Origin of the sequence: Streptococcus sp. Marseille-P6264, assembly GCF_902460355.1 — a bacterium.
GTDB lineage: Bacteria > Bacillota > Bacilli > Lactobacillales > Streptococcaceae > Streptococcus.
The window spans coordinates 178,358-199,466 of the sequence record NZ_CABPTO010000002.1 but is presented as its reverse complement, the minus strand read 5'-3'; the positions used below and the strand labels follow the sequence as shown (position 1 = coordinate 199,466).

Below are 21,109 nucleotides of genomic sequence, written 5' to 3'. Positions count from 1 at the left end.
TACTCCTTCATTAAATTTTAGAGTGATTCTGCTTCTTTCAAACAAAATCACTCCTTGTCATCTATTTTTTCTCTTGATAAGCCGGAAGGAACTTCTCCATGAGAAAAGCTGTATCATAATCACCAGCAATCACATTAGGATCTGAAATCAAATCCAGCTGGAAACTGCTATTGGTCACAACACCGTCGATTTCTAGCTCATAGAGGGCCCGTTGCATCTTCATCAGGGCATCAAAGCGATTTTCCCCGTGAACGATGATTTTGGCAATCATACTGTCATAGTAAGGAGGAATGGTGTAGCCAGGATAGACTGCTGAATCCACGCGCAATCCCACTCCACCACTTGGCAGATAAAGATTGGAAATCTTGCCTGGGCTCGGTGCAAAGTTAAAGGCTGGATTTTCAGCATTGATCCGACATTCAATCGCATGACCGCGAATTTCAACATCTTCTTGACTAAAGGACAGCTCTTGACCATCCGCAATCTTAATCTGCTCTTTAACAATATCCACACCGGTAACAAACTCAGTCACTGGGTGCTCAACCTGCACCCGAGTATTCATCTCCATAAAGTAGAATTCACCCTTGGCTTCATCCAGCAGAAACTCAATCGTCCCAGCATTTTCATAGCCGACAGACTCAGCTGCTCGAACAGCCGCTTCCCCAATCTGCTGGCGTAGGGTTTTCCCAATTGCCACAGATGGACTTTCTTCCAGTACCTTCTGATTATTCCGCTGCAAAGAGCAATCCCGCTCGCCCAAGTGGACGACATGCCCCTGCTGATCTGCTAAAATCTGGACTTCAATATGGCGCGCTGGATAGATAACCCGCTCCATATACATAGCACCATTACCAAAAGCCGCTTTGGCTTCACTAGAAGCAGACTCAAAGGCCGCTACTAAATCCTCAGGCTTTTCAACCTTACGAATGCCCTTACCGCCGCCACCAGCAGAAGCTTTGAGCATGACTGGATAGCCAATTTTTTCGGCTACTTCCAAGGCTTCTTCAGAGGTATGGACTTCTCCATCAGAACCTGGGATAACTGGTACTTTGGCCTTAATCATCTGAGCCCGAGCATTAATCTTGTCCCCCATCAAGTCCATAACAGCACCTGAAGGTCCAATAAACTTAATGCCGACTTCTTCGCACATGGTCGCAAATTTAGAGTTTTCACTCAAAAAACCAAAACCAGGGTGAATGGCTTCTGCACCTGTCAGAACAGCAGCAGATAGGACAGCATTCATATTCAGATAAGAATCCGTAGACTTGGCTGGTCCGATACAAACCGCCTCATCAGCCAGTAGGGTGTGGAGTGCTTCCTTGTCAGCCGTTGAATAAACAGCGACAGTATCAATTCCTAGCTCGCGAGCTGCACGAATAATTCTGACCGCAATTTCCCCACGGTTAGCAATTAAAATTTTACGAAACATGGTGAAATCTCCTCTTTCTTATTGACCAATCGCAAAGGTCAAGGTTCCGCTGGCTGCAAGTTTACCGTCAACTTCGGCCTTGGCCTCTACCACTGCAATGGTTCCGCGACGCTTGACAAACTTGGCCGTCATAATCAGCTGATCGCCTGGTACAACTTGCTTCTTGAACTTAACCTTGTCCATGCCAGCATAGAAGACCAGCTTGCCCTTGTTTTCTTCTTTAGACAATTCCAGCACACCAGCCGTTTGAGCCAGTGCTTCCATGATTAAGACACCTGGCATAACTGGATACTGAGGGAAATGTCCGTTAAAGAATGGCTCGTTGATTGTCACATTTTTCAAAGCGACAATCTCATCTTCGCTGACTTCCAATACACGGTCCACCAACAACATAGGATAGCGGTGCGGAAGCGCCTCTTTTATTGCATTGAAATCAATCATTTGATGCGTACCAGCCCTTTCCCAAACTCAACCATTTCTTCATTCTGAACCAGAATTTCTGTAATCAGACCATCTTTCGGTGCTGGCACTTCATTCATGACCTTCATGGCTTCAATAATCATCAGGGTTTGACCTTTTTTAACTTGGTCTCCTACACTGACAAAAGCTGGTTTATCTGGACCTGCGGCCAAGTAAGCCACGCCAACCAAGGGACTTTCCACGACATCACCCTCAGCAGCTGGTGCTGGGGCCTCTGGAGCCACCTCAGGTGCTGCAGTTGGAGCTGCTTGGGAAACTGTCTCAGATACAGGTGCACTTGCTGGCTGCACTGGAGCTACAACAGGGGCTGCACTGGCTGCTGGAGTTGTTGCGACTGCGGCAGAACTTTCATTCTTGCTGAAAGTCAATTCATCACTTTGATTTTTGTAAGAAAATTCACGCAGGCTTGATTGGTCAAACTGAGCCATCAAGTCTTTAATTTCATTGATATTCATCTAGCCCTCCCAACGCTTGAATGCCAGAACAGCATTGTGGCCGCCAAAACCAAATGTATTGGAAATCGCATAAGGAATTTCTTGCTCCAAGCCTTGTCCATAAACGACGTTCGCTTCAATATAGTCTGACAATTCACTTGTTCCAGCTGTTTTTGGTACAAAGTTATGGCGAATTGCCTCTATTGTAGCGATTGCTTCTACCGCTCCTGCAGCTCCAAGCAAGTGTCCTGTGAATGACTTGGTTGAAGATACAGGTACTTCTTTACCAAGAACAGCTACGATAGCTCCACTTTCTCCTTTTTCATTAGCAGGAGTTGAAGTACCGTGGGCATTGACATAAGCTACTTGCTCTGGGGAAATCTCTGCCTCTTCCAAAGCCAATTTAATTGCCTTGATGGCACCTTGACCTTCTGGATGTGGAGAAGTCATGTGGTAAGCATCACAGGTATTACCGTAGCCAACTACTTCAGCCAAGATAGTCGCTCCACGTTTTTCAGCGTGTTCCAGACTTTCAAGCACCAACATACCAGAACCTTCTCCCATGACAAAGCCGTTACGGTCTTTATCAAATGGAATAGAAGCACGAGTTGGATCTTCTGTAGTTGATAGGGCAGTCAAAGCTTGGAAACCAGCAATGGCAAATGGAGTGATAGAAGCTTCTGATCCACCAACTAACATGACATCTTGGAAGCCAAACTTGATAGAGCGGAAAGCATCTCCAATCGCATCATTTGATGAGGCACAAGCTGTATTGATTGATTTACAAATCCCGTTTGCTCCGAAGCGCATAGCAACATTTCCTGAAGCCATATTTGGCAAAGCTTTTGGAAGAGTCATTGGCTTCACACGTTTTGGACCTTTTTCATGAAGACGGATAACCTGATCTTCGATTTCTTTAATTCCCCCAATACCAGAAGCCACGATGACACCAAAGCGATCTTTGTCGATTGCTTCTACATCAAGATTGGCATTTGTTACCGCTTCTTGAGCTGCATACAAGGCATATAAAGAATAGTTGTCAAAACGATTGGTATCTTTCTTGATAAAGTATTTATCAAAAGGAAAGTCTTGGACTTCAGCCGCATTATGAACAGCAAAATCGCTATGATCAAACTTGGTGATGGGACCAATCCCAATCTTACCTTCTTTTAAACTATTCCAAAATTCTTCTGGTGTATTTCCGATGGGAGAGGTTAAGCCATAACCTGTCACAACAACTCGATTTAGTTTCATAGTGAACTCCTTTATGATAATTGGTAAACTGTCAAATCCAAATTCAGCAATTACTGCATTGTCAGTCCGCCATCAATCGCGATGACCTGACCAGTAAGGTATTCCTGACCTGCTAAGAATAGGGCAACATCCGCCACTTCTTCGGTATTTCCGAACCGCTTCATTGGGATTTGAGCCAGAGAAGCTTCTTTGATTTTTTCAGAAAGCCCGTCTGTCATATCCGATTCGATAAAGCCTGGGGCAATCACATTGACACGGATATTACGCCCAGCTACCTCACGAGCAACCGACTTAGAAAATCCAATCAAGCCAGCTTTAGAGGCTGCATAGTTGGCCTGACCGACATTACCAGTCAAACCGACAACACTTGATAGGTTGATAATTGCTCCCTGACGAGCCTTGGTCATTGGTTTCAAGACAGCTTGCGTCATATTGAAGGCTCCAGTCAGATTGACCTTCAGCACTTGCTCGAAGTCTTCCTCTGTCATCTTGAGCATAATCTTATCGCGGGTAATTCCAGCATTGTTGACCAAGATATCTACAGAACCCAAAGCCGCAATCGCCTCCTCAACCATTCGCTTAGCATCAGCGCCATCAGACACATCGCCTGAAATAGCCACGACCTTTATTGGATAGCCAGCAAACTCAGCTAAAACTTCGTCCGAAATTTGTCCGCGCCCGTTCAAGACAATATTGGCACCTGCACTTGCAAACTTATGTGCAATGGCCAAACCAATCCCACGGCTAGAGCCAGTAATAAAAACATTTTTATTCTTTAATTCCATTGATATTCCCCATTATTTTTCCAGTAGGGCTGTCAAAGTCTCTACACTTTCAACAGAATGAACAATTGCCGATTTATCAATTTTCTTCATAAAGCCAGACAGGACTTTCCCTGGGCCAATCTCGATAAATTCTGTCACACCAGCTTCCTGCATTTTAGCGATACTGTCATAGAAACGAACTGGTTCCATGACCTGACGGGTCAGCAATTCCTTAATTCTGCCAGCTTCCATAATATCCGCTTCTGTATTTCCCACTAGTGGAAGCTGAAATTCAGCAAATTCCGTTTCAGCCAAAACCCGAGCTAATTTTTCACTGGCTGGTTTCAAGAGCGCTGTATGGAAAGGACCAGAAACATTCAGCGGAATCAAGCGTTTCACACCTGCTTCCTTGAGCAATTCCACCGCCTTATCCACCGCTGCCACATCTCCCCCGATGACGATTTGACCTGGAGTGTTGTAATTAGCTGGAGAGACCACGCCCAGCTGGCTAGCTGTCTGGCAGACTTCTTCAATAAGAGCCACATCCGCATTCAGGACCGCAACCATCTTTCCAGAACCAGCAGGAGCTGCTTCCTCCATGAAAGCTCCACGTTTTGCAACTAGAGCTACCGCTGTTTTGAAGTCCAGCGCGCCAGCAGCTACCAAGGCAGAGTATTCACCTAGAGAGAGGCCAGCCACCATATCAGGACGGATTCCTTTTTCTCCCAGCAGGCGATAAATAGCAAGAGAAATTGTCAAAATTGCTGGTTGAGTATAGCGAGTTTGGTTGAGTTTTTCTTCATCTTGGTCAATCAATGCCCGAACATCATAGCCCAGAACTTGACTCGCTTCCTCAAAAGTCGCCTTGACCACATCATACCGCTCATAGAGGTCACGAGCCATTCCCAGATATTGGGCTCCCTGACCGGCAAAGAGAAAGGCTGTTTTAGTCATTTCTAGTAACTCCTGCCCAACGTTTTGCTTCTTGCTGAATCTTTTCAGCAGCGCCATAGTAAAGATCCTTAAGGATTTCTTCGACCGTTTCTTCCTTGCTGACCAAGCCGGCAATCTGACCAGACATGACGGAACCATTTTCCACATCGCCACGGACAACTGCATTGGCCAAGGCACCAGCACCTAGATTTTCAAAAACAGTCAAGTCTGGAGTTTCTTGCTTGAAGGCCTCTTTTTCTGCCTTTTCGAAGTCACGCGTCAGCTTATTCTTGATAGCACGAACCGCATGGCCGAAATGCTGAGCAGAGATTGTCGTATCAATATCACGAGCCTTCAAGATCATATCTTTATAATTTTGGTGGGCATTGGATTCCTTAGCCACGACGAAGCGTGTTCCGACCTGAACAGCCTCTGCCCCCAACATGAAGCCAGCTGCAGCACCAGAGCCATCCGCAATACCACCAGCTGCAATAACTGGAATGCTGACTGCTTCTACAACCTGACGAACCAAGGTCATGGTCGTTAACTTACCGATGTGACCACCGGCTTCCATCCCTTCAGCAATGACGGCATCCGCTCCGATTTTTTCCATCCGTTTAGCCAGAGCCACACTTGGTACAACAGGAATCACAGTAATACCTGCTTCGTGGAAACGAGCCATGTACTTACTTGGATTGCCGGCACCAGTCGTTACCACTTTTACCCCCTCTTCAATGACGAGGTCCACGATGTCATCTACAAAAGGCGACAAAAGCATGATATTGACACCGAAAGGACGATCCGTCAAAGACTTAATCTTGTCAATATTGGCTTTCACCACTTCCTTAGGCGCATTTCCACCACCAATGATCCCAAGACCACCAGCCTTTGAAACCGCACCAGCCAAGTCACCATCTGCGACCCAGGCCATACCACCTTGGAAAATAGGGTATTTAATATCTAATAATTCTGTAATTCGTGTTTGCATAATACCTTCCTCTAATCATTGCTTAAGTAATAGCTTGAGCTAAAGCTGCTAGATAGCAGACTTTTTACTTTGACAGTCAAACTATTACCTAAACAAGAGAGAATATCTTGCGATACTCTCAAATCTTTATTATTTTGTTTTTTCTTCTACGTAAGCAACCAAGTCACCAACTGTTTTCAAGCCTTCTTCAGTTTCGATTTGGATGTCAAATGCATCTTCGATTTCTGAGATTACTTGGAACAAATCCAATGAATCTGCTTCAAGATCATCGAAAGTTGACTCAAGTGTAACTTCTGATGGCTCTTTACCAAGTTCTTCAACGATAATTTCTTGTACTTTTTCAAATACTGCCATGGATAGACTCCTTTAAAAATATATATTTTTATCTATGTGTTTCCACATGATTAACTAAATTGTAACAATAAGCGTGCCCCATGTCAAACCTCCACCGAAACCTGACAACAAAACTGTCTGGTCTCCGTTCAACTTAATCAAGTCCTGTTGAACACACTCAGATAATAAAATCGGGATACTGGCTGCACTAGTATTGCCATACTCCATCATATTGGCAGGCAGTTTTTCCCTAGAAACTCCGAGCTTCTTAGCCATTTTTTCTAAAATTCGGATATTGGCCTGATGCAAGAGCAGACAGTCAAGCTCCTCCACTGAAAACGGACTCTCTTCAATGGTGTTTTTGATAGAATTAGCTACATCGCGAATAGCAAAGTCAAAGATTGCGCGACCTTCCATTTTCAAATAGCGGTCATCAGCTTGCTTTTCCGAAAAGGGAGAGGACAAACCAAGTCCACCACAAGTCAAGCTCTGACCTCTCAAACCATCAGTAAACTGACTTTCAGCCCAAAAATGCTGCTTTTCTGCCGCTTCAAGCAAGACTCCCCCAGCCCCATCACCAAATAAGACTGATGTCGCACGATCCGACCAATCAACGACCTTCGAAAGCGTTTCGCTACCGATGACCAAACCTCTTTGATAGCGACCAGAGGAAATGAACTTTTCTCCAGTTGATAAGGCAAAAATAAAGCCACTGCAAGCTGCCGTCAAGTCAAAAGCAAAAGCCTTGGCAGCTCCAATATTAGCCTGCACTCTAGCTGCAGTTGACGGCATCATAGAATCCGGAGTGATCGTCGCAACAATGATAAAATCAAGCTGATCAGCAGACAGCTGAGCCTTTTCTAGCAATTGCTCAGCAACCTTTGTAGCTAAATCACTTGTTGACTCAGTCCGAGATAAATGTCGTTGTTTGATACCTGTTCGACTTGAGATCCATTCATCACTTGTATCCATCATCTTAGCCAGATCATCATTTGTGACAATCTGCTCTGGAGCATAATGAGCTACTTGAGTAATTCTTGCATAGTTCATTATTTCAACTCCTCTAAAAAATTATACAAGTTCTGCAAACCTTTTTGCATTGCATTTTTTTCTTCTGAGGACATTCCTTCCACTACTTGCATGACCATGCGATTGTGGAATCGTTTATGAAGGCGATACAAGAGCCTCCCTTTCTTAGTCAAGCTCAGATGAACCACGCGACGGTCAATGGATGAACGACGGCGCTCGATATACCCTTTACGCTCCAAATTATTCAAGCTAGTTGTGACAGTCCCCAAAGTGACTAACAATTCCTTTGAAATATCGCTTGGAGTCGCATTAGGCATGCTACCAATAACATCAATAGTGTGCATTTCTTTAATGGAGACGTCTTTAAATTGACTGCCTCGGAGGCTGGACTCTTCAATAACCAAAACATTATTAAAAATGGATGTTAAATAATCATTGACTAATTGATAATTCAAACCAACACCTCCTTCATAAATACTTTGACAATCAAATTTTATCAGATCTCAAAATATTTTGCAAGTCTTTTTGAAAATTTATTTGATTTTCAAACAATTTTCTTATCCTGCAAAATCCTTACTTACCTGTAAATTGTGGACGCCGCTTCTCAGTATAAGCTTGGACACCTTCTTTGAAGTCCTCAGTGAAAGCCAGGGATTTCTGCAAAGCCAACTCCAGCTCTGCATACTCTTTCCAACCGCTGAAGAGACTCTTCCAGACCATTTCTTTCATGGCTCTGTAAGAATTCAGCGAGCCACGTTTTAGCTTTTTCAGCAACTGTTCCGTTGTTTTTTCCAGTTTTTCTGCTTCACAAACCTTATAGAGCAAACCATAATCCAGAGCCTTCTCTGCAGTCAGGGCCTCTCCAGTCATAACCAAATGGGTTGCCCGAGTCACACCAATTGCCCGAGTTAGTAAATACAATCCACCAGCATCTGGCGCTAGCCCCACTCCCACAAAAGCTTGAATGAATCGAGATTTTTCCGTCGCAATGCAGAAATCTGCAGCCACGACCATATTGGCAGCTGCACCAGCAACAGGGCCATCCACACTCATAATAACTGGCTTGGGTAGCCGTTTCATGGCAAAAGAAATGTCATTGACCAGCTCTGCAATTTTTACCAAGGATTGAATATCGTCAGCACTGACAGCTCTTTGCATCTCAGCTAGGTCGCCACCGACAGAAAAGACCTTCCCATTGGCATTGATCACTAAAAACTTCACTGCCTCATCATTTGCGGCCAGCTCAATCGCTTCTAAAATCTCCTCACACATGGGAATATTGAAACCATTTGAAACTTCAGGACGATTGAAGGTAATAGTTGCCACTTCATCAACTACCTTATAAAGAATACCATTAAAAGTCATTCTAACTCCATTCCAGACTGGGTACTTACAGTCGTTTTCTTTTATAATTAAATAATTTGATAATCAAATTATATTTATTCTAGCATAAAAGATGTAAGAAAGAAAACAAAAACTAGAAAATTTGATTTCATATTCGCTTTTTACTTATTTTTGCAACAAATTTACATAAAGCAGTGCTTCTGATAGATTTGCAAAATTTTCAGAATTTTGTTATAATTTTTCCTAAATCGTGTTTAGGAGTTTCTATGAAAGTTGTAAAATTTGGCGGAAGTTCACTCGCTTCTGCTTCACAATTAGAAAAAGTCTTACATATTGTAAAATCTGATGCCGAGCGTCGCTTCGTTGTCGTTTCTGCACCAGGAAAAAGAGATGACCAGGATACAAAGGTCACTGATGCTTTGATTAAGTATTATCGCCAGTACATTGCAGGAAATGATGTCTCCAAGGAGCAAAATTGGATTATTAAACGCTACTCCGATATGGTCTCTGAGCTAGGCCTGAAATCTGCAATTATTGAAAAAATCTCTAAGAGCATCATCTCCCTAGCTACTCTGCCAATTGAAAATAATGAATTTCTTTACGATACTTTCCTAGCAGCTGGTGAAAACAACAATGCTAAGCTCATAGCAGCTTACTTTAACCACAATAGCATTCCGGCTCGCTACGTCCATCCTAGAGAAGCTGGACTAGTGGTTTCAAGCGAACCAGGAAATGCTCGAATCCTTCCTTCAAGCTATGATAAATTAGAAGAACTAATCCATTCCGATGAAGTCCTTGTCATCCCTGGCTTCTTCGGTGTCACTCAAGATGGACAAATCTGTACTTTTTCTCGTGGTGGCTCAGATATTACAGGATCAATTATTGCAGCTGGTGTCAAAGCTGACGTCTATGAAAACTTCACTGATGTGGACGGCATCTTTGCTGCTCACCCTGGGATTATTCACAAGCCACGCTCCATTGCTGAGCTTACTTATCGCGAAATGCGGGAATTAGCCTATGCAGGCTTTACGGTTCTTCACGATGAAGCCCTGCTTCCAGCCTATCGCGGAAAAATTCCACTCGTTATCAAAAATACCAATAATCCAGAACACCCTGGTACGCGCATTGTCCATAAACATAGCGAAGATCATCCTCCTGTTGTAGGAATCGCTGGTGACTCTGGCTTCGTAAGCATTAACATGTCCAAGTATCTCATGAACCGAGAAGTTGGATTTGGCCGAAAGGCGCTTCAGATTTTGGAAGATCTAAATATCGGTTGGGAGCATATGCCAACAGGAATTGATGATCTTTCCATCATTCTTCGTGAACGTGAATTAACTCCAATTAAAGAAGAAGAGATTCTACGCCAGCTTGTACAAAAGGCAGAAGTAGACTACGCTGAGATTGAGCATGACCTCTCTATCATCATGATTGTCGGCGAAAAAATGAAAAGTCATATCGGGGTGACTGCTACTGCGACTAGAGCTCTTTCTGACAACAAAATCAATATCCAAATGATGTCACAAGGTTCCAGTGAAGTTTCTATCATGTTTGTTGTCAATAAGAACCAAGAAAAAGAAGCCATCCGTGCTTTGTATAAAGCATTCTTTGGCAGCTCAGAAAGCGATGAATAAACCGAATAAGTAAACAACAAAGACCTAGCTCTATATGGAGCCAGGTCTTTCCTTATTCTTTCTTGCTTATAATAAACCTTTTTTCTTTTCCAAGATCAAGTCCTTGACAGATATCAACAGGACAGCTAGCAAAATCATGCCCATACCTACAAAATCAAGCAGATAAAAGCGTTCATTCATAATGACAAAGGCAAAAAAGACCGCTGAAATTGGCTCAATCGAGGCTAGGAGGCTAGATTTGACAGGGCCAACCAAGCTTGTTCCCTTCAAAAAGACGGTGTAAGCAAAGATTGTTCCGATGACAATGATGCCGACCAGGGCTAGAAGGATATCCAAACGGAATAGCCACTGATGCTGGAAAATACCGCTGAAAGGAAGGAGCAAGATACCTGCAATGGTCATGCCAAGCCCGATAACCAGCATGCTTCCCCACTTTTTAATGAGCTCAATCGGCAAAAGAATATATAGCGCGTATGTAAAGGCTGAGAAAATCCCTAAACATAAGCCTTTTGGCGTCATCGAGAGCTGATTGACCTGACCGTGGGTCGCAATCAGAAAGGTCCCACCTATGGCTAGAATCATTGAACAAATTTGAACCACAGTCGGTGCTACTCTGTCTTTGATACAAGTGTATGCCAAAACACCAACAGGACAGAGATACTGTAAAACCGTTGCCGTACCTGCATTTGTCTCATGGATGGCCGCTAAATATGCATATTGATTGATGAATAAGCCTAGAACTGCAAAAATTAAAATGTGTAGCAGAGAGCTCTTATCTTTCCAAATCTCTTTAAAAGAGTCTTTATTTGTCGCATAAGCCAACATCATCAGGACCAAACCCGCTAGCAACAAGCGCACATTGGTCAAGCTCAGTGCCGAAAAACCATGCTCCATCAGATATTGACCACTTGTTCCCGATAAGCCCCAAGCAATCCCCGCAGCCAAGGTATAAAGGGTCCCCCTTAAAACTTTTGACATCCCCAACCTCTTTCTTTTAGCTTCGATCATTATAACATAAACCATAAAGAAGAGTGTGGGACAGAAATCGGTAATTCATTAGAATTCGATTTCGTCGTCCCACCTCCGCACAGTTGAGTAGGGCTGTAAAAGCTGATGAAATCAGCGTAGTAGAGCCCACTCAACCACTGCGTCTTGCTCGACAATCCAAAGACAATTGAGAGGCTAGGACTTTTGTCCCAGCCTCTTTATGATTCGACACAGCTCAAAGACGGCTAAGCTTCTATCTCAAGAAGTAAATAAGGCAAGCCTAAGATCAAGCCAACAACTCCTAGCATAGCTCGCATTCCAGAAGCTGTGACAAGTACCTTCTGCCATCTTTTACCTGAATCTTATGCGATTTCATAAAACTTTGTCCAACCTGTAGTTTAACACTGTCTCCCTCAAAAGTCAGCGTTTTACTTTCATCATTCGTAAGTTTATCCACAAGTTCGCCATTTAGATATACTGCAATATTTTGAGCTATTCCAACCATACCCGTAGAACGCGTAATTGTAAATTTTGACATCAAAAACTCCCTTATTTCAATCCAGCCTATCAACCAAAACTTCTAAGTTTATTCTTCAATCCTAGCTGAGTAAAAAGGCAGAAGAAACATTAAAGCCATAGCAAGAAGCAATAAAATTGCACGCACTAGGCCACCAAAGAACAGGCCGAGCAACAAAAGTCCTAGACAACTAGAAAAATTCGTAAAATTCGTTTCAACCAACAAGGTTTGCCCTGCTTTAACTGTCACTGGCTTGGTTCTCATAGGAGCAGCTCCTACACGAACAACAGCTTCTTCTCCCTCAATAGGAAAGACAGCCTCGTCACCATTCTGGATTGTACCAACCTTTTGACCATTGATTAAAATTGGAAAATTCCCAATAATCCCTACAAAACCTGTTCCACGTTTTACTTTAATTTCTGACATAAGGACTCCTTTATTTTTTACCTATTTTACCATAAGTTCCATTCAAATAAAAGGTAAAAACCAGCCTCACGACTGGTTTTCCACTTATTTCTAAAGTTTTTCCAACTCTTCATTGAGCAATTTTTGTGCTACTTGTGGGTTGGCTTGACCCTTGGTAGCCTTCATCAATTGACCGATCAAGGACTTGGCCGCATTCTTGTTGCCGCCCTTATAGTCATTGATGGCTTTTTCATTATCCGCAAAGACTTGCTGGATAATAGGAAGAAGTTGAGCAGGGTCTGAGATTTGAATCAGGCCTGTTTTTTGTACATATTCCTTTGCAGAACCGCCATTTTTGGCCAGATGGACAAAGACCTTCTTAGCAATCTTAGAAGAAATCGTGCCATCTGCAATCAGGGCAATCATCTCAGTCAGGTTCTCAGGTGTCAACTCAATCTCAGAGATGGTCTTGCTTTCGGCATTGAGGTATTGAGCTACTTCTCCTTGGAGCCAGTTAGAGACAGATTTAGCATCGCCACCTGCCGCAACAGCTGCTTCAAAGAAATCTGACACAGCCTTCGTAGCTGTCAGCTGCTTGGCATCGTAGTCAGACAGACCGTAGTCGCCCACATACTTGGCACGGCGCTCTTTTGGAAAGGCTGGCAGGCTACTGCGCACTTGCTCAATCCAAGCATCTTCGATCTCAAAGATAGGCAGATCAGGCTCTGGGAAGTAACGATAGTCAGCCGAACCTTCCTTCACCCGCATGAGCAGAGTTTCGCCAGTCGCTTCATCATAACGACGGGTTTCCTGACGGATTTGACCGCCACTACGTAGGATTTCTGCTTGGCGTTTTTCCTCAAATGCCAGACCCTTACGGACAAAGTTGAAAGAGTTAAGGTTTTTCAGCTCAGTCTTGGTACCAAACTCTTTCTGGCCGTAAGGACGGATGGAAATATTGGCGTCGACCCGCATGGAACCCTCTTCCATCTTGACATCAGAAATGCCCGTGTACTGGATGATTTCCTTGAGGGCAGTCAGATAGGCATAAGCTTCTTCTGGACTGCGCATATCTGCTTCCGATACAATCTCAATCAGCGGTACCCCTTGGCGGTTGAGGTCCACATAAGAGTAGCCATCGCTGCCATGGGTATTCTTTCCGGCATCTTCTTCCAAGTGGGCCCGCTCGATACGGATTTTCTTGGTCGTGCCATCTTCTAGCTCAATCTCAATCCAGCCATTGTAGCCAATCGGCTCATCAAACTGAGAAATTTGATAAGCTTTTGGATTGTCCGGATAGAAGTAATTCTTGCGATCAAAGTGCATCTTCTGGTGAATATCCATGTTCAAAGCTAGAGCAGCCTTGATACCATAATCAATGACCCCCTTATTCATAACAGGCAGAACACCTGGGAAGGACCAATCAATGATATTGGTGTTGGCATTTGGATCTTCACCGAAGTGAGCTGGAGCCGGTGAGAAAATTTTTGAATTGGTCTTCAATTCAACATGGACTTCCAGTCCGATAACTGTTTCAAAGTTCATTATTTTTCACCTCCAAAGATAACTGGCTGCTGTTTGTGGTAGTCAGTCGTCGCTTCAAATGCTGCGGCTGCCTGATAGATGGTCGCTTCATCAAAGTGGTTACCGATCAGCTGCAGGCCAACAGGAAGACCATCTGCAAAGCCAGCTGGGATTGAAATGCCAGGCAGACCAGCCAGATTAACTGGAATGGTCAAAAGGTCAGCCAGATACATAGCCACCGGATCTTGGTTTTGACTGCCCAAGTCATACGCTACAGTTGGTGCAGTTGGACCTAAAATCAAATCATATTTTTCAAAAACATTAGCAAAATCCTGCATAATCAAGGTCCGAACCTGACCAGCTTTCTTAAAGTAGGCATCGTAGTAACCAGATGACAGACTGAAAGTCCCCAGCATGATGCGGCGTTTCACTTCTTCACCAAAGCCTTCGCTGCGAGATTTGACATAGACATCTTCTAGATTTTCAATGCCTTCTGCGCGGTAGCCATAGCGAATACCATCAAAACGCTGCAGGTTGGAGCTAGCTTCAGAGGAAGCAATGATATAATAAACAGCTACACCATACTTGCTGTGGGGCAGGCTGACTTCTTCAACAATCGCACCTAGGCTTTCCAAGTGCTTGGCTGCTGCCAAAATCGTTTCCTTGACCTTGCTGTCAATTCCCTCACCCATGTATTCCTTAGGTAGGGCAATCTTCATCCCCTTGATGTCTTGGCCAATCTTGCTAGTAAAGTCTGGCACTGCCTCTTGTGATGATGTAGAGTCCTTAGGATCATTACCAGCAATAACATTTAGAAGCTGAGCATTTTCCTTAACTGTCTGAGAGAAAGGCCCAATCTGGTCTAAGGAAGAACCAAAAGCAATGAGACCAAAACGGGAAACTCTCCCGTAGGTTGGCTTGAGGCCGACTACACCGTTAAAGGAAGCCGGCTGGCGAATAGAACCACCCGTATCTGAACCCAGTGACAGACGAACCTGACCAGAGGCAACCGCTGTCGCTGATCCACCAGATGATCCACCAGGAACCTTGCTGCTGTCCCAAGCATTCTTAGTCGTCTTAAAATAAGAGTTTTCGCTGGATCCACCCATGGCAAACTCGTCCATGTTGGTCTTCCCAACGATAATCATATCCTTACCGTAAAGCTTCTCTACGCTGGTCGCATTGAAAATTGGCTTGTAGTTGTAGAGCATTTTAGATGCAGCTGTTGTCAAAATTCCCTTGGTTGAGATATTGTCCTTAACAGCCAGCGGAATTCCACTCATAAGATTATCAGCATCAATGCCCTTGGCATCCAGAGCCGCTGCCTGAGCCAATGCTTCCTCTTCACTGATAGTGATGAAACTGTCCACGGCAGCTTCACGTTCTTTGATGTCTGCCAAAGTCGCCTGAGTTAACTCTACTGCAGAAATTTCTTTCTTGACCAGCAAATCATGCAGCTCTTCAATGGTCTTGTGATTAAAAGTCATTAGGCATCTCCTCCGTCATCTAGGATGGCAGGCACTTTGATGTAGCCCCGCTCTTTTTCAGGTACATTTTGGAAAAGCTCTTCCCGGTTCCAGCCTGGCTGAGCCACATCTTCTCGCATATAGTTGATGTTAGCTGCCACATTGGAAGTGAAAGGCACACCCTCCGTATCTACTTCATTGAGCAATTCGACCATGTCGACAATTTTAGACAAGGTTGTCGCAAACTCAGCTGTCTCTTCTGGTGAGAAAGCCAGTTTTGACAGTTTTGCAACGTGACTTACTTCTTCTTGAGTAATCTTCATCTCTGATTCCTTTCATAAGATAGGCGAGCCTGAATACCGACCGAAAACGATAAATCTAAGAAAAATCTTTGTTTTCGAGGTTGAGCTCGCATTGTTTTGCTAAGATAGGGACGCCAAGCTCTCGTAGCTGCGACCTCTTTCTTTGGCTTCTTCCTGATTTCTTCAGGAATTCGCATCATTTCATTTTACCATATTTCAGGCTAATTCTTCAATTCCAAATGCAGTTCTTTGAGCTGTCTTTGGTCAACCAAACTTGGACTTTCCAGCATAGGGTCAAAGCCAGTACCATTTTTCGGAAAGGCGATGACTTGGCGGATATTTTCTTCCCCAGCTAAGATCATAACCAAGCGATCTAAGCCCAGAGCCAAGCCACCGTGCGGTGGGAAACCATATTCTAAGGCTTCTAGGAAGAAACCAAAGTCCCGCTCATAGTCTTCTCGGCTCATGCCCAACAGCTCAAACATCGCTTCCTGAGCTTTAAGATCATGAATCCGCAGACTACCTCCGCCAATCTCATAGCCGTTCAAGACGATGTCGTAAGCGTGGCTGCGGAATTGATCTGGCGCCTGACCTTCTTCAAAAATGCCCTGTGTGAAAGGATGGTGCATGGCTTGATAGCGGTTTTGGTCTTCATTCCACTCCAGCAATGGCCAATCCACAACCCAGAGGAAATGAAGCAGACTCGGATCGATCAAATCTAAAGCTTTTGCAACTTCTAAACGCAGATGTCCCAAAGCTTCCTGAGCCCGACGCTTCTTGGCCATGACTAGCAGGATGAGGTCTCCATCCTTGGCCTCAAAACGTGCCTGCAAAGCCTGACTTTCAGCTTCAAAGGTACTAGCCAAATCCCCAATCAACTGGCCATTTTCAACCTTGAGACTGGCAAAATGACTGCAGCCAAAGTCCTTCATTTCTTGATAAAAATGACTGAGCTGTTTCTTGCTAAAAGCACTAGCCTCATCTGGCACACAGATTCCCATCACTTCCTCTTGGCTATCCAAGGCTTTCTTGATAAGAAGAGAGCCATTTTCTTGGCACAAATCCGTCAAATTCTTTAGTTCCAAACCAAAGCGCGTATCTGGCTTGTCAGAGCCGAAGCGGCTCATAGCCTCTTCATAGCTGATAGTTGGAAAAGCTTCCGTCAGCTCTAAACCATGAGTTTTCTTGACAATAGCCTTGAGCATGGCTTCAACCAGAGCTCGTATTTCTTCCTCGCTGGCAAAACTCAGCTCTAAGTCCACCTGGGTAAACTCTGGCTGACGGTCGCCCCGCAAGTCTTCGTCACGGAAGCAACGAACAATCTGATAATAGCGCTCGAGTCCAGCTCCCATCAGCAACTGCTTGAGCATCTGTGGGCTCTGTGGCAGCGCGTAGAATTGATTTTTAAAGACCCGACTAGGAACTAAGAAGTCTCTAGCTCCTTCAGGAGTTGACTTGGTCAGATAAGGCGTCTCGACTTCCAAGAAGTCCAATCCGTTCAAATATTCTCGAATGGTTGAGGTGACCTGATGGCGCAGTTTGAGGTTATGTGTCATCTTCTCACGGCGCAAGTCCAGGTAGCGGTATTTCTGACGCAGGTCTTCCCCTGTATGAGCATGCTGGTCCAGCTCAAAAGGCAGGGCCTTGCTGCTGGCAATGACTTCAATCTTCTCAGCCCTTAGCTCAACCTGACCAGACTTAATGGCCTTGTTGACAAAGCGCTCTTCTCGCTGAACGACTTGCCCTGTCACTGCGATGACATCTTCCTTGCCAATTTCTTCCAGCTTAGCAAAATCTTCAATCTCACCGCCAACGAAGACCTGCAGCAAACCCTCACGGTCCCGCAATTCAATAAAGGCTAGCTTACCGTGATTGCGGATATTGGCCACCCAGCCAGTTGCGGTCATGGTCTGTCCTACCTGCTCTAAACCATAATTTCCGATAAAAATTTCTTTCATGTTCTTTCCCTCTCAAATCCATTTGCAAGCTGCCCTGTCCTTGAGCATATTAGCAACTCTCTTACAGCATCTCTACTTTTCCTTTTGCAAAATAAAAAGCTTTCGTCTCTAAAACAGACGAAAGCCGTGGTACCACTGTTATTCGCTGCCCTAAAAGGCAGCCTCTGAGCTCGTAACGTGAGCGACGTTTATGCTTGATCACACAAAAGATTACGAAACATGTTCTTCGGTTTTGCTTTCTTGGTGCTGCTCTCAGCTATCAGCACTCTCTGTGCAAGTCAGCAAGCCTACTCTGCTTCTCTTTTACTCTTAAATTGTATTTATTATAGTCGAACCCAGGACATTTTGCAAGTGATTTAAGGCAAATTTGTGATTTTCCTCTGACAAAGAAGCCACAGCTGGCTCTACCACCTGAATCTGGTAACCAAGATTATAGGCATCGATCGCCGTATGCAGGACGCAAATATCCGTCAAGACTCCAGTCAAAATGACCGTATCTACCTTTCTTTCCCGCAACCGAATATCTAAATCCGTGCCAGAAAAAGCAGAATAATGGCGTTTATCCATCCAAAAGACCCGAGAGTCTGCTTGATGCTTGTCATAAAAATCAGCCAAAGGACCATAAAGATTGCGACCGCTAGTCCCTTTGATATTATGAGGCGGAAACAGCTTGCTTTCAGGATGAAAGGCATCATTCTCATCATGAGCATCAATAGCAAAGAAGATATAGTCGCCTCGATCAAAAGCTGCCTCGGTCACTTGGGCAATGGCTTCAGAAATCGCCTGAGCCGGCGCTCCTGCGGTCAACTTGCCCTCATCTGCAACAAAATCAACTGTATAATCAATGGAAATCAGTGCTTTAGCCATTAATAGTCCCTCTTTTTAATTTCCTCAAAAACATCTGGAATCAGTACTTTCAGATAAGTTCCCTTCATCCCCAGCGAGCGGCTTTCAATAATCCCCGCACTTTCCAGCTTGCGCAAGGCATTGACAATCACTGAACGGGTAATCCCGATGCGGTCAGCAATGACAGAAGCCGTCAGTTGTCCTTCATTGCCATTGAGCTCGCCCAGAATAGCTGAAACGGCTCTTAGCTCTGAGTAAGACAGGGTATTAACCGCCATGGTCACAGCTGTCCGGCGACGGATGTTCTTCTCGTCCTCTTCCCGCTGGAAGTTAAGCAGCTGGATACCGACCACTGTGCTGGCAATCTCAACCAGAATCAAATCGTCATCCAAAAATTCCTTGTCATTACGCCAGATAATCAATGAGCCTAAGCGAATCCCTGAAACATGAATCGGCGCGATAGTAGTCAAACCATCTGGAAATTCATCCTTGGTTTCCACTGGGAAAATGGTCAAATCGTGAGTTACAGGCAGATTGGCCTCTGTCTCATACACCATGTTTGCTTCTTGGACATATTCTTTGGGGAATGTCTTGTCTTGGAAAAAGGCTTCTACACGATCATTATTTGTCTTGTAGCGCATGAAATAGCCCAAAAGACGGCCCTTGCTGTTGATGATGCAGGCATTGCAATGAATAATATCAGCAAGCTGGCGAGTGATCGCATTGTAAGGAAGTTCCTCCTGAAGTTGCTCCTCTGAACGTTTCAAGATAGAAGTAATCTTCCTTGTTTTTTCTAATAGTTTTGCCATACATTTACCTCGTATTTAGTCTCCTTGATTGTATCATAATCGACCCAAATTTTCAATAATTATCTGAAAATTGTGTATTGAAAAAAAATTCGCTACAATTCTGAAAGATTCAGAATTTAATGATAGCGAAAAAAATCACTTCATCAAAAAAACCATTTAAAACAATTCTAAGACGAATTTGTTTTAAACGGTTTATGACTTGTATTTTATGCTTATCTGCGGTATTGGCGCAGGAAGCGCGTCATTTTTTCTTGGATCTGAGCTAACTCATCTACCCGAGGCAGATAAACGATTCGGAAATGATCTGGATCCTTCCAGTTAAAGCCTCGTCCATGGACAAGGAGGACTTTTTCCTGCTTGAGGAAATCCAAGACAAACTGCTCATCATCATCGATACGGTACATTTCTCGATCAATCTTCGGGAAGATGTAAAGACCCGCCTTAGGTTTGACTGCAGACAAACCTGGAATATCTTGAATGGCATTGTAAATGAAGTTTCTTTGTTCATAGATACGACCGCCTGGCAAAAGCAATTCATCCACCGACTGGTGACCTCCAAGCGATGTTTGCACAACCTGCTGGGCCAAGACGTTGGAGCACAAGCGCATATTGGAAAGCATATTAAGGCCTTCGATATAGCCCTTGACATGTGTCTTAGGTCCAGACAAGACCATCCAGCCAACTCGGAAGCCAGCGATACGGTGGGACTTAGACAGACCATTCATGCTGACACAAAAGACATCTGGAGCTAGGCTTGCCACAGGCGTATGCACATGCCCATCCATCACCATACGGTCATAAATTTCATCCGCAAAGATAATAAGATTGTTCTGGCGAGCAATTTCCACAATTTCTAGCAAAAGTTCCTTAGGATAAAGTGCTCCCGTTGGATTGTTAGGATTGATGATAATGATAGCCTTAGTATTAGAAGTGATTTTTGACTTGATGTCATCAATATCTGGATACCATTCCGCCTGCTCATCACAGACATAATGAACAGCATTCCCACCAGCAAGACTAACTGCAGCCGTCCAGAGCGGGTAGTCCGGCATTGGTACTAGGACCTCATCTCCATCATCCAAGAGTCCCTGCATAGACATAACAATCAGCTCGCTGACTCCATTTCCAAGGTAAATATCATCGATATCAACATTAGGGAAATTTCTGAGCTGGCAATACTGCATAATGGCCTTACGGGCTGAGAAAATCCCCTTAGAATCAGAGTAGCCCTCACTATCACGCGCATTCATAATCAAATCATGAATGACCTCGTCTGGAGCAGTAAAGCCAAATTCAGCTGGATTTCCTGTGTTCAGGCGGAGAATTTTCTCTCCATTAGCCCGCATCCGCATCGCTTCATCCAAAACCGGTCCACGAATATCATAGGCTACATGCTCCAGTTTGCTGGACTTATTAAATTCTTTCATCCTATTTTCCTCAATTCATCTGAATGATTTTATTATACCATCAGAAAAAAAGATTGACAATCAGGAAGAATTTGGGAAAGCTCCTTTCAACTAAAATAGGGCTTATAATTTAGGAAAATACACTAATTCATCAAAATAATTTCACTTGATTTCTGAATTTCATTTGCAGCTTTACTTTTTTTCTGAAAAGGTTTACAATATAAGTGAAGATATAAGAAACTCGAATCTAAGATTCGACAAAAGATG

Annotated in this window: 22 protein-coding genes; 1 reads left to right on the top strand and 21 read right to left on the bottom strand. The window is 44.1% G+C overall.

What is annotated here, in order from left to right:
* Window positions 1–61 precede the first annotated feature (61 nt).
* From FZ941_RS04570 to FZ941_RS04520, 11 genes are all read right to left on the bottom strand, one after another.
* Entirely contained in the window at window positions 62–1,429 is a 1,368-nt protein-coding gene (locus FZ941_RS04570) for an acetyl-CoA carboxylase biotin carboxylase subunit (RefSeq protein WP_045500622.1), read from the bottom strand.
* A gap of 18 nt (window positions 1,430–1,447) precedes the next feature.
* Window positions 1,448–1,870, bottom strand: a complete 423-nt coding sequence (gene fabZ, locus FZ941_RS04565) for a 3-hydroxyacyl-ACP dehydratase FabZ (protein ID WP_148887004.1) — start codon at window positions 1,868–1,870, stop codon at window positions 1,448–1,450.
* Complete coding sequence (accB, locus tag FZ941_RS04560) at window positions 1,867–2,364, bottom strand: acetyl-CoA carboxylase biotin carboxyl carrier protein (RefSeq protein WP_148887003.1); 498 nt, start codon at window positions 2,362–2,364, stop codon at window positions 1,867–1,869. The genes fabZ and accB overlap by 4 nt, the downstream gene beginning before the upstream one ends.
* Entirely contained in the window at window positions 2,365–3,597 is a 1,233-nt protein-coding gene (gene fabF, locus FZ941_RS04555) for a beta-ketoacyl-ACP synthase II (protein WP_148887002.1), read from the bottom strand.
* A 50-nt stretch (window positions 3,598–3,647) separates the two neighbouring features.
* Complete coding sequence (gene fabG / locus FZ941_RS04550; RefSeq protein WP_148887001.1) at window positions 3,648–4,382, bottom strand: 3-oxoacyl-[acyl-carrier-protein] reductase; 735 nt, start codon at window positions 4,380–4,382, stop codon at window positions 3,648–3,650.
* Between the two features lie 12 nt (window positions 4,383–4,394).
* Entirely contained in the window at window positions 4,395–5,315 is a 921-nt protein-coding gene (gene fabD / locus FZ941_RS04545; protein ID WP_148887000.1) for an ACP S-malonyltransferase, read from the bottom strand.
* Window positions 5,308–6,282, bottom strand: coding sequence for an enoyl-[acyl-carrier-protein] reductase FabK (fabK, locus tag FZ941_RS04540; protein WP_148886999.1), 975 nt, complete (start codon window positions 6,280–6,282; stop codon window positions 5,308–5,310). Before fabK ends, fabD begins: the two co-directional genes overlap by 8 nt.
* Window positions 6,283–6,411: 129 nt before the next feature.
* On the bottom strand, window positions 6,412–6,636 hold the full coding sequence (locus FZ941_RS04535; protein WP_005591706.1) for an acyl carrier protein: 225 nt from the start codon (window positions 6,634–6,636) through the stop codon (window positions 6,412–6,414).
* 54 nt (window positions 6,637–6,690) lie between these two features.
* Window positions 6,691–7,665, bottom strand: coding sequence for a beta-ketoacyl-ACP synthase III (locus FZ941_RS04530; RefSeq protein WP_148886998.1), 975 nt, complete (start codon window positions 7,663–7,665; stop codon window positions 6,691–6,693).
* The gene (locus FZ941_RS04525; protein ID WP_148886997.1) at window positions 7,665–8,099 is read right to left on the bottom strand and encodes a MarR family winged helix-turn-helix transcriptional regulator; all 435 of its coding nucleotides are present in this window, start codon (window positions 8,097–8,099) and stop codon (window positions 7,665–7,667) included. The genes FZ941_RS04530 and FZ941_RS04525 overlap by 1 nt, the downstream gene beginning before the upstream one ends.
* Before the next feature lie 118 nt (window positions 8,100–8,217).
* A complete protein-coding gene (locus FZ941_RS04520; RefSeq protein WP_148886996.1) occupies window positions 8,218–9,009 on the bottom strand; it encodes an enoyl-CoA hydratase in 792 nt (263 codons plus the stop codon).
* A 245-nt stretch (window positions 9,010–9,254) separates the two neighbouring features.
* Between FZ941_RS04520 and FZ941_RS04515 the strand changes: the two genes are divergently transcribed.
* Window positions 9,255–10,622 (top strand): aspartate kinase, encoded by a 1,368-nt coding sequence (locus FZ941_RS04515; protein WP_148886995.1) that lies wholly within the window; start codon window positions 9,255–9,257, stop codon window positions 10,620–10,622.
* A 66-nt stretch (window positions 10,623–10,688) separates the two neighbouring features.
* On the opposite strand, the gene FZ941_RS04510 is transcribed toward FZ941_RS04515, so the two are convergent.
* The 10 genes from FZ941_RS04510 to FZ941_RS04460 form a co-directional block, all read right to left on the bottom strand.
* Entirely contained in the window at window positions 10,689–11,600 is a 912-nt protein-coding gene (locus tag FZ941_RS04510) for a DMT family transporter (protein ID WP_148886994.1), read from the bottom strand.
* 310 nt (window positions 11,601–11,910) lie between these two features.
* The gene (locus tag FZ941_RS04500) at window positions 11,911–12,147 is read right to left on the bottom strand and encodes a hypothetical protein (protein WP_262366269.1); all 237 of its coding nucleotides are present in this window, start codon (window positions 12,145–12,147) and stop codon (window positions 11,911–11,913) included.
* Between the two features lie 48 nt (window positions 12,148–12,195).
* Window positions 12,196–12,552 carry a hypothetical protein gene (locus FZ941_RS04495; protein ID WP_148886993.1) on the bottom strand — a complete coding sequence of 119 codons (357 nt, stop codon included), beginning with the start codon at window positions 12,550–12,552 and terminating at the stop codon, window positions 12,196–12,198.
* 90 nt (window positions 12,553–12,642) lie between these two features.
* A complete protein-coding gene (gene gatB / locus FZ941_RS04490) occupies window positions 12,643–14,076 on the bottom strand; it encodes an Asp-tRNA(Asn)/Glu-tRNA(Gln) amidotransferase subunit GatB (protein WP_148886992.1) in 1,434 nt (477 codons plus the stop codon).
* Entirely contained in the window at window positions 14,076–15,542 is a 1,467-nt protein-coding gene (gatA, locus tag FZ941_RS04485; RefSeq protein ID WP_148886991.1) for an Asp-tRNA(Asn)/Glu-tRNA(Gln) amidotransferase subunit GatA, read from the bottom strand. Before gatA ends, gatB begins: the two co-directional genes overlap by 1 nt.
* The gene (gatC, locus tag FZ941_RS04480; protein ID WP_005591696.1) at window positions 15,542–15,844 is read right to left on the bottom strand and encodes an Asp-tRNA(Asn)/Glu-tRNA(Gln) amidotransferase subunit GatC; all 303 of its coding nucleotides are present in this window, start codon (window positions 15,842–15,844) and stop codon (window positions 15,542–15,544) included. The genes gatA and gatC overlap by 1 nt, the downstream gene beginning before the upstream one ends.
* 200 nt (window positions 15,845–16,044) lie before the next feature.
* A complete protein-coding gene (aspS, locus tag FZ941_RS04475; RefSeq protein ID WP_148886990.1) occupies window positions 16,045–17,781 on the bottom strand; it encodes an aspartate--tRNA ligase in 1,737 nt (578 codons plus the stop codon).
* 309 nt (window positions 17,782–18,090) lie between these two features.
* Complete coding sequence (locus FZ941_RS04470) at window positions 18,091–18,648, bottom strand: cysteine hydrolase family protein (protein WP_148886989.1); 558 nt, start codon at window positions 18,646–18,648, stop codon at window positions 18,091–18,093.
* Complete coding sequence (gene codY, locus FZ941_RS04465; RefSeq protein ID WP_005591692.1) at window positions 18,648–19,436, bottom strand: GTP-sensing pleiotropic transcriptional regulator CodY; 789 nt, start codon at window positions 19,434–19,436, stop codon at window positions 18,648–18,650. The genes FZ941_RS04470 and codY overlap by 1 nt, the downstream gene beginning before the upstream one ends.
* A gap of 212 nt (window positions 19,437–19,648) precedes the next feature.
* Window positions 19,649–20,863 carry a pyridoxal phosphate-dependent aminotransferase gene (locus FZ941_RS04460; protein WP_148886988.1) on the bottom strand — a complete coding sequence of 405 codons (1,215 nt, stop codon included), beginning with the start codon at window positions 20,861–20,863 and terminating at the stop codon, window positions 19,649–19,651.
* Window positions 20,864–21,109 lie beyond the last annotated feature (246 nt).